Genomic DNA, 12,998 nt, shown 5'->3' with positions numbered 1-12,998 from the left:
AGCCGGACCAGGCATACCGCTTCCGCGGAACCACACAACAATACCAAAACTCAAACAGACAATTCCGGGGCTTCGCAAAGCGAAGAACCCGGAACCCACGACGGGGCGAGCCGCTTCCAACGCGACATCGACTGCCTCACCCAGTCGTGGGTTCCGGGTTCGCGCCTCCGGCGCGCCCCGGAATGACAAGCGACAGCAACCCAAACGGACCGTCAGCCGAGGTTCGACTGCAGGAACCAGAGCGACTTGTCGAGCATGCGGGAATAGGCGGTCAGGATATCGGCGGTATCGGCATCGCCAGCCTCATCGCAGGCGTCGATCGCCTCGCGCACCGTGTTCGCCATCTCGGCATAGCGCTCGATCAATGCCGCGAGATGGTCCTGAACAGCAACGATCTCGGTCGGATAGGGCTTCAGTGACGTCGCCTGAGCGGTCGTCTGCGTGGTGCCGAAGGCGATACCGCCGAGCTGGGCGATCCGCTCCGCGACAGTGTCGACATGCGTGTCGAGTTCGCTACGGAAGCCGTCGAGCATCAGGTGGATCCCGATGAAGCCCGGCCCCTTCAGGTTCCAATGCGCCTGCTTGGTGACGAGCGAGAGGTCGATTCCGTCGGCAAGGCGCTCGTTCAGCAGGCCGATGACCTTGGTCTTGGTGTTCGAGGCCAGGTCGACCCGGCTGGATTTGACCACCTTGGCCGTGGTCGAGTTTTTCGGTGCGCTGCGTGGCGCGGCCTTCGTGGCGGTCCTGACGGCTGTCTTGGCCATGGCGAATCCTCGGATCGGGACGGATCGGGAGCAGCATCGCTGCCGGCGCCGGAGGGGCCCGGCGCATCTCTCCTGATACGCATGAGCGAGGGCGGGGTTCCGGCGGGGCCGCGCCGGCTTCGCGACGGAACCAGCCGCGCCCCTCCCCGTTGGACCAACATCAGCCCACAACATCAGCAGGGAGAGCGACATGCCTCACCACAGCGACCAGACCCGCGTCTGGGACCTCATCGATTCCATCAAGTTCGCGATGCTCGTGACCCATGACGGCCAGGGCGATGAGTTGCGCGCCCGGCCGATGCATGCCCATGGCGAGCGCGCGGAGGACGCGATCTATTTCCTGACCGATCGCCGCCATCACAAGGACGACGAGATCCAGATCAACGACAATGTCTGCGTCGCCTTCGCCGATACCGGCAGCCAGCGCTACCTTTCGGTGACGGGCACGGCGACCGTCCTCGACGACCGGCGCCGCGTGCACGACCTCTGGGATGCCAGCAACCGCGCCTTCTGGGACGACGAGAACGACCCGAACATCCGCGTGCTCCGCGTCCGGCCGAGCATGGCGGAATTCTGGGACAGCCCCGGCAAGATCGTCACCAGCGTGAAGATGGCCGCGGCAGCGCTGACGGGCGCCAAGCCCGATCTCGGCGAGAACCGCAAGGTGCGCCTCTGAAACCCCGAAGCCAGAGCAGGACGCGATGATGAAGCTTTTTGTCCACGCCCTCGGGGCCTGGTTTGCAGTCGAGGCGGCATCCGGCCGCTATCCCCGCCCGATCGCCGTCGGCCTGACCATGCTGGTCTCGCGGCTCGGCGCCCCGGCGACGGCTTTCGCGATGGCGGGCTATGGCCTGATGCGCCTCAAGGAAGCGGGCGCCTTCGAGCGCACCCAGCCACGAACGCGGCGCCGCCGCGCCGGCAACGCGCGGTAACAGCGCGAACGTACCGCAGGAACGCGGGTGACCGCCTTAGCTGCGGCCGCCGCGCGCGACGCGCTCGATCTCGGCGCGGACGAGCCGTTCGACCATGGTCGGCAGGTTGTCGTCGAGCCAGGTCTTGAGCATCGGCTTCAGCATGTCCTTGACCAGATCCTCCAGCGTCCGCGCGTTGTTGCTCAGCACGGTGGAGGCCAGCTGGCCGAAGGCATTGGTGACGACGGAACTCGCCTGATCCGACAAAAGGCTCGCCATGTCCGGCATCGGGGCGAACGCGACCTGCGGCTCGGGTTGCGGCGGCGCAGGCTGGACCAATACCGGCGGCGGCTCGACCGGAGCGGCAGGCGGCTCCGGCGGAAGGGCCGTGACGGGCTCCTCATCGGCGAAAGCGATATCGGAATCATCGGGAAAGGCGGCCGGCGGGGGCGCAGGCGCGGCAACCAGAGCAGCCTCTGCCCCGAGATCGAGCACGTCGTCGTCGATCGCGGCGGCGGGAGCAGGTTCCGGCTCGGGCTCCGCAGCCGGGGCCGCGGCCTCCTCGGCCGGCTTCTCATCGTCCGAAATGATCCGGCGGATGGAGGCGAGGATCTCCTCCATCGACGGTTCGCTGGGCTTGGCTTGCGCGCTCATGAGTCTGACCGTTGGACACCGGGCGCGCCGATGGAATCAACGCCGCTCCAAGAGCGCAGTATTCCACGGCGTTGATGTCAGACAAGGCGCCAAGCCGTTCTCCCACAGGAGAAATCCGCCCTGTTGCCCGGCGGCATCGGACGGAACGGCGTCATCCGGGTTTTGCAAGGCGTCGCGGCGGTGGCGCATGCATCCAGCGGAGTTCCGCGCCCCGGTCGGGCGCGGAGGTCAAATGCGGCGCCCGGCGCGCCGACTGGACTAGCGGCCGTCCGGCGTCTGGGTGCCCCAGAGCTTGCCCTGGACCTGCTCGTAATGCTCGCGGGCGTCGTAGATCTGCGCCTTGAGCTTGAGGGACTGGGCTGAGAGCTTGCCGACGGCGGAGAGCACCGCATAAGAGGCGACGACGCGGTCGCGCTGCGCGACGACGAGGCTCGAACGGGCGCTCACCAGTTCCTGCTGGGCATTCAGGACGTCGAGCGTGGTGCGCTGGCCGACCTTGGCCTCCTCACGAACGCCGGAGAGCGCGGTGGAGGCGGCTTCGACCTGCGCCTGGGCGGCGATGATCTGGGCCTTGGCCGCTTCGAGACCGCCCCAGGCGGAGACGACGGCGGCGCGCACGGTGTCACGCTGGGTATCGACCTCGATCCGGCGCTGGCCGGCCGTTTCCTTGGCCTGGCGCGTGCGGGCATAGATCTGGCCGCCCTCGTAGATCGGGATGGTCAGCGTGCCGACAAGGCTGGCCGAGAGGCGATTGTCGCCGGAGAACTGGCTGTCATAGCGCTGCTGGACGACGCCGCGCACGCCCACGACCGGGTAAAGATCGGCCTCGGTGACCTTGACCTGAAGCTCGGCCGCATCGACGCCGTGGAGCGAGGCGATGATCGCCGGATGGCCCGTCAGCGCCTGCTCCAGCGCGGTCGGCAGCGACTTCGGCAGCAGGCCCTCGACCGGACGACCGGGCGCCAGCGAGCGCGGCTCGGTGCCGACATTCTGGCGGAAGCGGGCGACCGAGGTCTTCAGGTTCGATTCGGCGAGAATCGCCTGGGAGCGGGCCGAGGACAGGCGGGCTTCCGCCTGCGCCACGTCGGTGCGCGTCACCTCGCCGACCTGAAAGCGGTCGCGGGTCTGGCGCAGCTGCTCCTCGAGAACCTCGACGTTGTTGCGGTTGAGATTGAGGATCGCGGTGTCGCGCAGCACGTTCATATAGGACGTCGCGGCGTCGAGCAGCACGTTCTGCTCGGTGTTGCGCAAGGTGGCGCGGGCACCGAGCACCTGCGATTCGGACTGGCTCACGGCGCTGCGGGTCTTGCCGGAATCGAAGATGTTCTGGTCGACCTGCACGCCGGCGCCGCGCGGGGCAAGCCGCGATACCGTGTTGGTGTGAACCGGCGAGTTGCTGGCGAAGGCCGGAATGCCCGATTCGGTGATGCTGGCGCCGATATCGGCCGAAGCCGTGATCCTGGGCCGGTAGCCCGCCTTGGCCTGCGGCACGTTCTCGTCGGTCGCGCGGACCGAGGCGCGCTGCGCATTGAGCGTCGGATTGGCGGAATAGGCCCGCGCGAGCGCGGCATCCATGGTCTGGGCCGAAACCGTCCCCGCCCAGCCCCCGGCCAACGCCAGGGCGAAGGCTGCGGAGAGAGCAAGTCCGGAAATCTTGTCGTAGCGTTTATGCACTGGACGCCTCATGTGCGCACTGAAAGTCGCGCCCAGGCATCGCCCCAGCCTCGGCAGAGTTACATTTCATACCCGCTCCGGCACCTCTCGCCAACGCATAGGCGGCACCGGAATGGGTTTCACTCGTGCAGTGCCGCAAAAATGCGACACTTGCAGGCATCAGAAAACGAAGGCCGCGGGGCGGCGGAACTCCGACAGCACCGGCGCTGCCGCGTCGAAGACCGGTCGTCCGGAGACGACGTCGCTCGACTTCATATAGAGCTTCACTCGCGCGGCGCGGCCCAGCCCCTCGACCACGACGAGCCGGCCTTCCGCCCGCAGCAGCGGGAACAACGATTCGGGCGCGATCTCGCAGGAGCCGCTGACGAGGATCGCATCGAAGCTGGCTGCCGCCGGCTGCGTGGCCGTGATGGCGACGCCTTTGGCGCCGGCACGCCCCAAAGCCGATTCGGCCAGTGCGCGCGCCGCGTCATCCGGCTCCCAGAGCGTTGCCTTGGCGCCCATATCCGCCATCAGCGCGGCGCCATAGCCGGAACCGCCGGCATATTCGAGAACGGTCTCGCCCGGCTGCGGGTCGAGAAGCTGGATCATCCGCACCGCGACCATCGGGGTCATCAGCGCCCGGCCGGTGCCCGGCAGCGGGATCGACTGGTCGAGATAGGCGAGATGGGACAGGTTCTCGGGAACGAAAGCCTCGCGCGGAACCGAATCCGCAGCTGCCAGCGCGGCCCGGTCGGTGATGTCATAGGTGCGCAGCTGGCAATCGACCATATTGCGGCGCAGCGAGGTAAAATCGTCCATGCCCGAACTCTCCGTCCACGGCGCCGGTGCTGCAAGAGGCGGCCGGCGCTTTGAAAGCCGCCGCGAACCGGTGCAGCCATCGCGCCGTTCTTCGGCAGCTTTCTGTTCGACGCTCGCGCAAAAGGCAAGCGCCGCCTGATCGCAGGTATAAACCGGCGACGGTTAAAACGGCCTGTCGATGTGAGGGGGAAAGCTGGCTCCCGGAGCAGGATTCGAACCTGCGACCAATCGATTAACAGTCGATTGCTCTACCGCTGAGCTATCCGGGAACAACGTGGCGGCGTCTTAGCCGTGCGATCCGGATAGTGCAAGCCCCTTGCGAGCCGACCAAGCAGATTTGTCGTCATGCCTGTGGAAGTTGCGATGCCGGGTTGCGGCGGCGCGCGGCTTGTGGTTAGTGCGCTCTCGCTGAAGCGGCCCGGCCGTTTCCGCGGGAAGGCCTCGTGGCGGAGTGGTTACGCAGAGGACTGCAAATCCTTGCACCCCGGTTCGATTCCGGGCGAGGCCTCCAACAGAATTATCGGCGCCGACATCCTGGCGTTTTTCCCCTGAACAATCTTGATTTGCTTCCGGCTCAGTCGGAGAGACGGACGCGTTTACGCCTCGGCGCAAGCCGCCTCAGGTTTATGCCGGCATGAGCCAGTCTGCGCCTTTGCAGCACGGCAGCGGGCGCGAGGCACTGCCTGCCTGAACACTCTGTACCAGCTACGATCGGTTCTCTTGCCGCCGCGCGCCGTAAGGCCGTAGATGCCTTGAGGGCAAGCACGATCCGGGGGGATTCGATGAGGGCGTTTGCTGCATTCGCGGCCGGGGCCGCGCTTTTCGTCATCGGGCCGGCCGCCACGGCAGCCGATCTGGCTTCACGCGCACCGGCCGCCGCCCCGCCGATCTTCACGACGTCGGGGCTTTATGTCGCCGGAAGCGCCGGATTCGGCTGGAACCCGTCTTTCGGACAGACGCCCGACTCTGTTCAGGGACCGTCGACCGGCACGCTTGTTCCGCCGAACTCCTTTCACCTGTCGACCGATGCCGGCTTCAGCGGCGTCGCGAGTGTCGGCTGGGCGTTCGGCAACGGCCTGCGGATCGAGGCCGAATACGGACACCGCACGAACAAGGTCGACTCGTTCGTCACGACTTACGGTTTCCCGGTCACTCATGACATCCGCAGCGGATCGATCACGAGCGATAGCGCGATGGTGAACCTGCTCTACGATATCGGCGCAACCATGGGCTGGCCCGTTCACCTCACGGTCGGCGGCGGCATCGGCTACGCCCGGCTGAACTACAACAATGTCGCGGTGCGAGCCCGCGACGGCACCACCGGCTACCAGACGGTTCGGCTCGACGACGACAGCAGCGGCTTCGCCTGGCAGGGCATCGTCGGCCTCTCCTACCCGATCCCGTCCATTCCAGGATTGTCCCTGACCGCGGATTATCGCTATTTCGGAACGACCTCGCGGGGCGTGAGGGGCTCGATCGTGCAAGGTGCGATCACCGCCGCCGGCGTCGTCGGAGCCACCGTAGCGACGGGCACATCCCGAGCGAGATCGGACTACTCCAATCATTCGGTCATGGTCGGCTTGCGCTACAGCTTCGGCCAGGGGCGCCAGCTCTAGGGCGTCAGGCGGGCGCCGGACATGCACCGCGGTTCCAGCGCAGCGCGCCCTGCCCTCGCTTGTGGAACCAATCGCGCCCTCTGGTGTTCAATCTGCGAATTTTCGAGTGGTGCCCGGCGGCGACGGCCGGCCGGGCGAGGGCTGGAGGCCCAGATGAGCCCCATCGGCACGGCCGGTGGGGCTCTCTCTTTTTGGCGATTCTCAGCGCGTCTCGGAGCGGGATTGAAACGAATCCGGCGCAACCCGCTCGGGAAACGTCATCGACGACACCGCGACGATCACGGTCAGGCCGATCACGGCGAGCCAGAGCCAGAAATCCAGTGGCGGTTTTTTCGGATTGCCCATGAAGAAGGGACGCCCGAGCCGCTTCCCGGTTCCCCATGGCGAACCGCAGGCCTGTCGTTACGATGCCCGCAGGCGCGTGTTCAGACCTTCTGCGAGCCCCCGCCCCGGCCCGGCCGCGCTCCATGCTTGATCGCGAGGTTCAGGATCGTCCGGCCGACAGCCTCCGGCAGGTCGGCATCCAGCACGACATGCAGGCGCCCGGCGCCCGCCTCCGTTGCCGACAGCTCGAAAGCGCCCGGCTTGAGTCGGCCTGCCGCGAGGGGTTGGCGGGCCGTGAACAATCGGTCCAGCCTCCGGCCCATTTCTCCGAGCTCGAGGTCGAGACCGGCTTCCTGCAATGCGTCCATCGTCCAACAGCCGTCCATCCGAAGCCATCGTTCAGGCTGTGATTCGCCTTAAGGATTTCGTTTACAAATCGTTAAAATTTTAGTTAGTGACACCTGCCTGTTGGGGCGGAGTGGCGTCATGGTCGAAGCAATCCTGGTAGCGGTCCTTATGGCCGGCACCGCAGGCCTGTCCTGGGTGATCGCCGACTTCCTGCATCTGCCGCTGGAAATCTGAGCCCGGCGACAACGTCGCCCGGCAGACCGCGCCGAACGTCGATGCACCGCCTCGGCCTGCGTCGTCAAAGATTCTTTTCTCTCGTCAGCTTCCGAACCGGCACAAGCCGCGTTGATGTCGGATCGCGCCCGATGCGATATCGCCAGCCGGACGAGGCATGATGACTGACCGCACCCTCCATTGGTTCCGAAACGACCTGAGGCTGGCCGATAACCCGGCGCTGGCCGCAGCGGCCGAGGCGGGCCGGGTGCTGTGCCTCTATATCCTCGATACGGGGTCAGACCGTCGTCCGCTCGGAGGCGCTTCGCGCTGGTGGCTGTCGCGCTCGCTCGCGGCGCTCGGCGAGGCGCTGGCGGCGAAGGGCGGTCGGCTCGTGCTGATGCAGGGCGACCCCGCTCTATTGCTGCCGCGCATCGTGGCCGAGGCCGATATCGGGCTGGTCACCTGGAGTAGGCGTTACGAGGCGTCTGAGATCGCGCTCGACCGCACGCTCAAGGAAGACCTTTCCGGGCGCGGCATCACCGTCCGCAGCTTCAACAGCCATCTCCTGAACGAGCCGTGGCAGGTCACCACCACGACCGGGCAGCCGATGAAGGTCTTCACGCCTTACTGGCGCGCCGCCCGTCAGAAAGGCGAGCCGGAGGCTCCGATTCCCGCTGCCTCGCGAATCCAGGCACTGCCCCTGCCCGCTTCGCTCGAAGCCCTGACGGTGTCGCGGGATGAGCTTGCGCTGGAGCCGACAAAGCCCGACTGGGCCGCTAGCATGCGGGCGGAATGGACCCCGGGAGAAGCCGGTGCCGGAGAGCGGCTCGATGATTTCATCGGCAGCGGCCTTGCCGGCTATGCCGAGGACCGCGACCGCCCGGACCGGGCCGCAACGTCGCGGCTCTCGCCGCATCTGCATTTCGGTGAGATTGGCCCCCGCCAGATCTGGCATGCGCTGCATCACGCACGCGCGGCCGGCGAGGCCGCCGGATCGAAGCGCGACGCCGAGAAATTCCTCTCCGAGATCGGCTGGCGCGAGTTTTCCCACCACCTGCTCTTCCACAATCCCGAGCTGGCGACCCGCAACTACGATTCGCACTTCGACGCCTTTCCCTGGCAGCCCGACGACAAGGCGGTGCGCCGCTGGCAACGGGGGCAGACCGGGATCCCGCTCGTCGATGCCGGCATGCGCGAGCTCTGGACCACCGGCTGGATGCATAACCGCGTGCGGATGGTCGTCGCCTCCTTCCTGATCAAGCATCTGCTGCAGGACTGGCGGGCCGGCGAAGCGTGGTTCTGGGACACGCTGGTCGATGCCGATGCCGCCAATAATGCCGCGAGCTGGCAATGGGTCGCGGGCTCGGGCGCCGATGCCTCGCCCTATTTCCGCATCTTCAACCCGGTGACGCAGGGTGAAACGCACGATCCCGGGGGCGCCTACGTCCGCCGATGGGTGCCGGAACTGGCAGGGCTTTCCGACAAGGATATCCATCAGCCCTGGAAGGCGGCCGAAAAAGCGCTGCGCGAGGCGGGCGTTCGAATCGGCGAGACCTACCCTGCCCCGCTTGTCGATCTCGCCTTCGGACGCCAGCGGGCGCTCGATGCCTTCGCCACGATCCGCAGCAATTGAGGCGGCTCAGCCGCTCCGTTCGGCGAAACGACGCATCAGCGCGAAATAGACCGGATAAGGCAGGAGACGCGCCAGCTTCAGGATGAAGGCGAGACGGCGCGGCACGGTGATCTCGAAGCCGCCGCGCTCGAACCCGTCGACGATTCGCCGCGCGCCCTCCTCGACGGTCAGCAGGAACGGCATCGGGAAACGGCGGCCCTCGGTCATCGGCGTCTCGATGAAGCCCGGATTGACCAGCTGCAGGCGGATGCCGGCGGCCTCGCAATCGAAGCGCATCGATTCGCAGAAATGGATCGCGCCAGCCTTGGCCGCGCCATAGGCGGCCGCGCCGGGCAGGCCGCGATAGCCGACGAGCGAGGCGTTGACCGCGATCTGGCCCGCTCCCCGCGCGACCATGCGCGGCTGGATCGCGAAGAAGCTCTTGGCGACACCCAGCAGATTGACCCCGACCACCGCCTCGACGGTCTCGATGTCGACCGCCTTGCCCTGCCCCGAAGCGATGCCCGCATTCAGGAAGGCCAGCGCGATCGGGCCATGGATGCTCTCGATCGCGTCAGCGACATCCCGCATGCCCTGCGCATCGGTGACGTCGCCGGCATGGGCGACGATGCGTCCGGGCAGGTTCTCGGCGCTGCGGGCGAGGCGCTCCAGCGCCTCCAGCCGCCGTGCCGTGACCGCGACCGTCCAGCCCCGGCGCGCCAGTTCGAGCGCGACCGCGGCCCCGACGCCGGAGCTCGCGCCGGTGATCCAGGCGACGCCGTCCTGCGGCTTCATGCGGGCTGAGGCCATGCTGGCTCCGGGTTGGCGGGTAGTCATCTAGGCACGGAATCGCGAAGCCGGAAGCCATGCGCCCCAAATCATCCCCGCTATCCCGCCAATGAGGTGGCACCCCGGCGGCAATCGGTGCAGTCTGCGCCGCGAAGGCGCGCTCGCGCCGCTCAAGAGACACGAGACCATGCCGACCGAACTGCTCTTCCGCCAGGATGCCTATCTCAAGGAAACGCCCGCGACGGTCGAAGCCGTGAATGAGCGCGGCGGCATCATCCTGGACCGCACCAATTTCTACGCGACCGGCGGCGGCCAGCCCGGCGATGCCGGGCATCTGCGCCGTGCCGATGGCAGCCAGATCGCGATCGCCACGACGATCTACGACCCCGAGGACAAGAGCCGGGTCATCCATGTTCCCGCCGAAGGACAGGCCTTGCCGGCGCCGGGCGAGGCGGTCACCGCCGTGCTCGACTGGGAGCGCCGCTTCAAGCGCATGCGCATCCATACCGCTTTGCATCTGCTCAGCGTCGTGCTCGCCTTCCCCGTTACCGGCGGCTCGATCGGCGATGGCGACGGCCGGCTCGATTTCGACATCCCGGAAGGCGGGCTCGACAAGGCCGAGATTTCCGAGAAGCTCAACGCGCTGATCGCCCGCAACGCCGACGTCACCGAGCGCTGGATCACCGACGAGGAGCTCGACGCCAATCCGGGCCTGGTCAAGACGATGTCGGTGAAGCCGCCGCGCGGCTCGGGCCGCGTCCGGCTCGTCGCCATCGGCGATATCGACCTGCAGCCCTGCGGCGGCACCCATGTCCGCAACACCGCCGAGATCGGCGCGGTCGCGGTCACCGATATCGAGAAGAAGGGCAAGCAGAACCGGCGCGTCCGGATCGCGCTCGCCTGAGAACACCAAGCTCAAGTGCCCAGAGGATACGCCTATGGCCCGTGAAGACGTCTTCGTTTCGACCGAGTGGCTGGCCGAGCGCCTGAACGCGCCGGATATCGTCGTGGTCGATGCCTCCTGGTACCTGCCGGCGCAGAAGCGCGATGGCGCGGCCGAATACGCCGCGCGACGCATTCCGGGCGCGGTCCATTTCGACATCGACAAGATCAAGGACAGCCGCTCGTCCCTGCCCCATATGCTGCCCTCGGCGCCCGAATTCGCGGCCGCCGTCGGCGCGCTCGGCATCGGCGACGGCATGCGCATTGTCGTCTATGACGGGCTCGGCTTCTTCGCGGCCCCGCGCGTGCGCTGGACCTTCAAGGTGTTCGGCGCGCGCGATGTCGTCATCCTCGATGGCGGCCTCCCGAAATGGCTCGCCGAGGGCCGCCCGGTCGAGGAAGACAGCCCGAAGCCGCGCCAGCCCCGCAGCTTCACCGCAAGGCTCGACAACGGCGCCGTGGCCAACGCGGACGACGTCGCGCGCGCCACCGCCTCGCAGGCGATCCAGGTGGTCGATGCCCGCGCCGCCGACCGCTTCCGCGGCGAGGCGCCGGAGCCGCGGCCGGGCCTGGCCTCCGGCCATATTCCCGGCTCGCTCAACCTGCCGTCGTCGCAGCTCACCGCCGATGGCCGGCTGAAATCCCCGGAAGAGATCGTCGCGCTGTTCAGGGATGCCGGCTTCGACCTCGACAAGCCCTCGATCATGACCTGCGGCTCGGGCGTCTCGGCCGTGATCCTGTCGACGGCGCTCGAGACCGTCGGCAAGCCGGCCAAGGCGATCTATGACGGCTCCTGGTCCGAATGGGGCATGGGCGAGCGGCCTGTCGCGACAGGCCCGGCGAAGCAGGCTTGAACGGGAGACTGCCATGAGCCACGACCATTCGCACGATCATCCCCATGATCACAGCCATGACGGCGAGCCGCGCTGGAAGCATGACGGCGTGCGCGTCATCTCCGGCGACAAGCTCGACCCCAACACGGCGCAGACACCCGGCATGTTCCGGCAGGCCGCGATCAACCATGCCCGCGTCGGCGCCCAGAAGATCTGGGCCGGCACCGTCGCGATCGAGCCCAATGCCAAGACCGGCGTGCACCATCACGGCGAGCTCGAAAGCGTGATCTATGTGGTGAGCGGCAAGGCGCGGATGCGCTGGGGCGAGCGGCTGGAATTCGTCGCCGAGGCCGGTCCGGGCGACTTCATCTACGTGCCGCCCTTCGTGCCGCATCAGGAGATCAACGCCGATCCCGACAACCCGCTGCAATGCGTGCTGGTGCGCTCCGACAACGAGGCGGTGGTGGTCAACATCACCGATGTCGACCCGGTCGAGAAGCCGGAGGAGGTCTACTGGGTCGACCCGATCCACAAGCACCCGCACGGGTGAGCGGGGACGCCTCCTTGCCTGTCGAACTGCGCGAAATCACGGCAGAGACGGTCCGCATCATCTGCGGACTCGAGGTCGCAGAGGAGCAGAGCGACTATGTCGCGCCGGTCGCGATCTCGATCGCGCAGGCGCATTTCGAACCGCGCGCAACCTTCCGGGCGATCTATGCCGAGGACGAGCCCGTCGGCTTCATGCTCTGGCGTGACGGCGACAAGCCCGATGCCGCCTATCTCTGGCGTTTCATGGTCGATCGCCGGCATCAGGGCAAAGGCTATGGCCGCGCCGCGCTGGAACAGGTCTTCGCGCTGCTGAAGGCGCGCGGCATCACCACGCTCAGCGCCAGCGTGGTCCGCGGGGAGCACAGCCCGCTGGGCTTCTACCTGTCGATCGGCTTCATCGAGGCGAACGAAGTCACCAGCACTGGCGAATGGCTGATCCTGAAGAGCCTTTAGGCAGAACGGCTACCTAGCCCGTCTCGAAATCGCCGGGCTGCGGCGGCGCGATCGGGGTGAACAGCGTTCGGTCCGGCTTGATATCGAGGAGCGGCGTCTCATCGAGACAGTCGAGCCCGCGCACCAGCAGCACCCGTCCCTCGCGCGCCACCAACGTCGCGATCGAAGTTCCGATCGGGTTCGGCCGGACCGGCGTGCGCAGCGCGAAAGTGCCGTGGGTCTCGCCATTATTGGCGGGGCTCTGGCGGACGAGATCGCGGCGCGACTGGTGCAGCCAGTAGAGCACTTCCAATCGCTCGAAGCGCTCGATGCCTTCCAGCGCCTCGTCCCAGGGCGGGAACAGCTCGATGCGGCAAATCGGCCCGTCCGCCCTGCCCTGGCGCGGGCAGACCAGCCGCGAGGTCCAGGGCGTACGGATGGTGCCGATGAAGACGAGGCCGGCATCGGTCGCCTGCGGCGGCGCGACGGCGACCTCCCTCTCGCGGATCTCGTTCTCGCGGACCATGTGAGCA

The 12,998-nt window shown here is 67.2% G+C and carries 16 protein-coding genes and 2 tRNA genes; 9 read left to right on the top strand and 9 right to left on the bottom strand.

The window, feature by feature from the left end; genetic code table 11:
- Window positions 1-212: 212 nt before the first annotated feature.
- Complete coding sequence (dps, locus tag WFK61_RS24065) at window positions 213-764, bottom strand: DNA starvation/stationary phase protection protein Dps (protein WP_336814587.1); 552 nt, start codon at window positions 762-764, stop codon at window positions 213-215.
- Between the two features lie 190 nt (window positions 765-954).
- On the opposite strand from dps, the gene WFK61_RS24060 reads away from it, so the two are divergent.
- Both WFK61_RS24060 and WFK61_RS24055 read left to right on the top strand, forming a co-directional pair.
- Window positions 955-1,440 (top strand): pyridoxamine 5'-phosphate oxidase family protein, encoded by a 486-nt coding sequence (locus tag WFK61_RS24060; protein WP_336814586.1) that lies wholly within the window; start codon window positions 955-957, stop codon window positions 1,438-1,440.
- 25 nt (window positions 1,441-1,465) lie between these two features.
- Window positions 1,466-1,696, top strand: a complete 231-nt coding sequence (locus tag WFK61_RS24055; protein WP_336814585.1) for a hypothetical protein — start codon at window positions 1,466-1,468, stop codon at window positions 1,694-1,696.
- A gap of 36 nt (window positions 1,697-1,732) precedes the next feature.
- On the opposite strand, the gene WFK61_RS24050 is transcribed toward WFK61_RS24055, so the two are convergent.
- The 4 genes from WFK61_RS24050 to WFK61_RS24035 all read right to left on the bottom strand — a co-directional run bounded on the left by WFK61_RS24050 (window position 1,733) and on the right by WFK61_RS24035 (window position 5,073).
- Window positions 1,733-2,329 (bottom strand): PopZ family protein, encoded by a 597-nt coding sequence (locus tag WFK61_RS24050; protein WP_336814584.1) that lies wholly within the window; start codon window positions 2,327-2,329, stop codon window positions 1,733-1,735.
- Window positions 2,330-2,587: 258 nt separating this feature from the next.
- A complete protein-coding gene (locus WFK61_RS24045) occupies window positions 2,588-4,003 on the bottom strand; it encodes a TolC family outer membrane protein (protein WP_336814583.1) in 1,416 nt (471 codons plus the stop codon).
- A gap of 159 nt (window positions 4,004-4,162) precedes the next feature.
- Window positions 4,163-4,804 carry a protein-L-isoaspartate O-methyltransferase family protein gene (locus tag WFK61_RS24040; RefSeq protein ID WP_336814582.1) on the bottom strand — a complete coding sequence of 214 codons (642 nt, stop codon included), beginning with the start codon at window positions 4,802-4,804 and terminating at the stop codon, window positions 4,163-4,165.
- A gap of 194 nt (window positions 4,805-4,998) precedes the next feature.
- Window positions 4,999-5,073 (bottom strand) — tRNA-Asn (locus WFK61_RS24035).
- Window positions 5,074-5,241: 168 nt separating this feature from the next.
- Between WFK61_RS24035 and WFK61_RS24030 the strand changes: the two genes are divergently transcribed.
- Both WFK61_RS24030 and WFK61_RS24025 read left to right on the top strand, forming a co-directional pair.
- Window positions 5,242-5,315, top strand: a tRNA-Cys gene (locus tag WFK61_RS24030).
- Between the two features lie 271 nt (window positions 5,316-5,586).
- Window positions 5,587-6,420, top strand: a complete 834-nt coding sequence (locus WFK61_RS24025) for an outer membrane protein (protein ID WP_336814581.1) — start codon at window positions 5,587-5,589, stop codon at window positions 6,418-6,420.
- Window positions 6,421-6,621: 201 nt separating this feature from the next.
- Here the strand turns inward: WFK61_RS24025 and WFK61_RS24020 are convergent, their stop codons facing one another.
- Together WFK61_RS24020 and WFK61_RS24015 are read right to left on the bottom strand one after the other, a co-directional pair.
- On the bottom strand, window positions 6,622-6,765 hold the full coding sequence (locus tag WFK61_RS24020) for a hypothetical protein (RefSeq protein WP_336814580.1): 144 nt from the start codon (window positions 6,763-6,765) through the stop codon (window positions 6,622-6,624).
- An 80-nt stretch (window positions 6,766-6,845) separates the two neighbouring features.
- Window positions 6,846-7,112 (bottom strand): hypothetical protein, encoded by a 267-nt coding sequence (locus WFK61_RS24015; RefSeq protein ID WP_336814579.1) that lies wholly within the window; start codon window positions 7,110-7,112, stop codon window positions 6,846-6,848.
- 371 nt (window positions 7,113-7,483) lie between these two features.
- On the opposite strand from WFK61_RS24015, the gene WFK61_RS24010 reads away from it, so the two are divergent.
- On the top strand, window positions 7,484-8,941 hold the full coding sequence (locus tag WFK61_RS24010; RefSeq protein ID WP_336814578.1) for a cryptochrome/photolyase family protein: 1,458 nt from the start codon (window positions 7,484-7,486) through the stop codon (window positions 8,939-8,941).
- Window positions 8,942-8,947: 6 nt separating this feature from the next.
- Here WFK61_RS24010 and WFK61_RS24005 read toward each other — a convergent pair whose 3' ends face one another.
- Window positions 8,948-9,730, bottom strand: a complete 783-nt coding sequence (locus tag WFK61_RS24005; RefSeq protein WP_336814577.1) for an SDR family NAD(P)-dependent oxidoreductase — start codon at window positions 9,728-9,730, stop codon at window positions 8,948-8,950.
- Window positions 9,731-9,896: 166 nt separating this feature from the next.
- On the opposite strand from WFK61_RS24005, the gene WFK61_RS24000 reads away from it, so the two are divergent.
- Genes WFK61_RS24000 through WFK61_RS23985 form a run of 4 tightly spaced genes read left to right on the top strand, consistent with a single transcriptional unit; the run spans window position 9,897 to window position 12,486 of the window.
- Window positions 9,897-10,613 (top strand): alanyl-tRNA editing protein, encoded by a 717-nt coding sequence (locus WFK61_RS24000; RefSeq protein ID WP_336814576.1) that lies wholly within the window; start codon window positions 9,897-9,899, stop codon window positions 10,611-10,613.
- A gap of 34 nt (window positions 10,614-10,647) precedes the next feature.
- Complete coding sequence (gene sseA, locus WFK61_RS23995) at window positions 10,648-11,505, top strand: 3-mercaptopyruvate sulfurtransferase (RefSeq protein ID WP_336814575.1); 858 nt, start codon at window positions 10,648-10,650, stop codon at window positions 11,503-11,505.
- Between the two features lie 13 nt (window positions 11,506-11,518).
- Window positions 11,519-12,034 carry a cupin domain-containing protein gene (locus tag WFK61_RS23990; protein WP_336814574.1) on the top strand — a complete coding sequence of 172 codons (516 nt, stop codon included), beginning with the start codon at window positions 11,519-11,521 and terminating at the stop codon, window positions 12,032-12,034.
- A gap of 14 nt (window positions 12,035-12,048) precedes the next feature.
- Complete coding sequence (locus WFK61_RS23985; protein WP_336814573.1) at window positions 12,049-12,486, top strand: GNAT family N-acetyltransferase; 438 nt, start codon at window positions 12,049-12,051, stop codon at window positions 12,484-12,486.
- Between the two features lie 13 nt (window positions 12,487-12,499).
- On the opposite strand, the gene tsaA is transcribed toward WFK61_RS23985, so the two are convergent.
- Window positions 12,500-12,991: a tRNA (N6-threonylcarbamoyladenosine(37)-N6)-methyltransferase TrmO gene (gene tsaA / locus WFK61_RS23980; RefSeq protein WP_142115539.1), complete on the bottom strand. Its 492-nt coding sequence runs from the start codon at window positions 12,989-12,991 to the stop codon at window positions 12,500-12,502.
- Window positions 12,992-12,998 lie beyond the last annotated feature (7 nt).

The organism is Allobosea sp. MMO-172 (genome assembly GCF_037147855.1).
In the GTDB taxonomy this organism is placed as follows: domain Bacteria; phylum Pseudomonadota; class Alphaproteobacteria; order Rhizobiales; family Beijerinckiaceae; genus Allobosea.
The sequence above is the reverse complement of the archived record's forward strand: the minus strand, read 5'-3'. Positions and strand labels throughout refer to the sequence as shown.

Excerpts from the sequence above, each read along its gene's own strand:
- WFK61_RS24025 (WP_336814581.1), top strand. The coding sequence starts at position 5,587 with ATGAGGGCGTTTGCTGCATTCGCGGCCGGGGCCGCGCTTTTCGTCATC.
- WFK61_RS24020 (WP_336814580.1), bottom strand. The coding sequence starts at position 6,765 with ATGGGCAATCCGAAAAAACCGCCACTGGATTTCTGGCTCTGGCTCGCC.
- WFK61_RS24010 (WP_336814578.1), top strand. The coding sequence starts at position 7,484 with ATGATGACTGACCGCACCCTCCATTGGTTCCGAAACGACCTGAGGCTG.
- dps (WP_336814587.1), bottom strand. The coding sequence starts at position 764 with ATGGCCAAGACAGCCGTCAGGACCGCCACGAAGGCCGCGCCACGCAGC.
- WFK61_RS24060 (WP_336814586.1), top strand. The coding sequence starts at position 955 with ATGCCTCACCACAGCGACCAGACCCGCGTCTGGGACCTCATCGATTCC.
- WFK61_RS24015 (WP_336814579.1), bottom strand. The coding sequence starts at position 7,112 with ATGGACGCATTGCAGGAAGCCGGTCTCGACCTCGAGCTCGGAGAAATG.
- WFK61_RS24050 (WP_336814584.1), bottom strand. The coding sequence starts at position 2,329 with ATGAGCGCGCAAGCCAAGCCCAGCGAACCGTCGATGGAGGAGATCCTC.
- sseA (WP_336814575.1), top strand. The coding sequence starts at position 10,648 with ATGGCCCGTGAAGACGTCTTCGTTTCGACCGAGTGGCTGGCCGAGCGC.
- WFK61_RS24000 (WP_336814576.1), top strand. The coding sequence starts at position 9,897 with ATGCCGACCGAACTGCTCTTCCGCCAGGATGCCTATCTCAAGGAAACG.
- WFK61_RS23990 (WP_336814574.1), top strand. The coding sequence starts at position 11,519 with ATGAGCCACGACCATTCGCACGATCATCCCCATGATCACAGCCATGAC.
- WFK61_RS24055 (WP_336814585.1), top strand. The coding sequence starts at position 1,466 with ATGATGAAGCTTTTTGTCCACGCCCTCGGGGCCTGGTTTGCAGTCGAG.
- tsaA (WP_142115539.1), bottom strand. The coding sequence starts at position 12,991 with ATGGTCCGCGAGAACGAGATCCGCGAGAGGGAGGTCGCCGTCGCGCCG.
- WFK61_RS24040 (WP_336814582.1), bottom strand. The coding sequence starts at position 4,804 with ATGGACGATTTTACCTCGCTGCGCCGCAATATGGTCGATTGCCAGCTG.
- WFK61_RS24005 (WP_336814577.1), bottom strand. The coding sequence starts at position 9,730 with ATGGCCTCAGCCCGCATGAAGCCGCAGGACGGCGTCGCCTGGATCACC.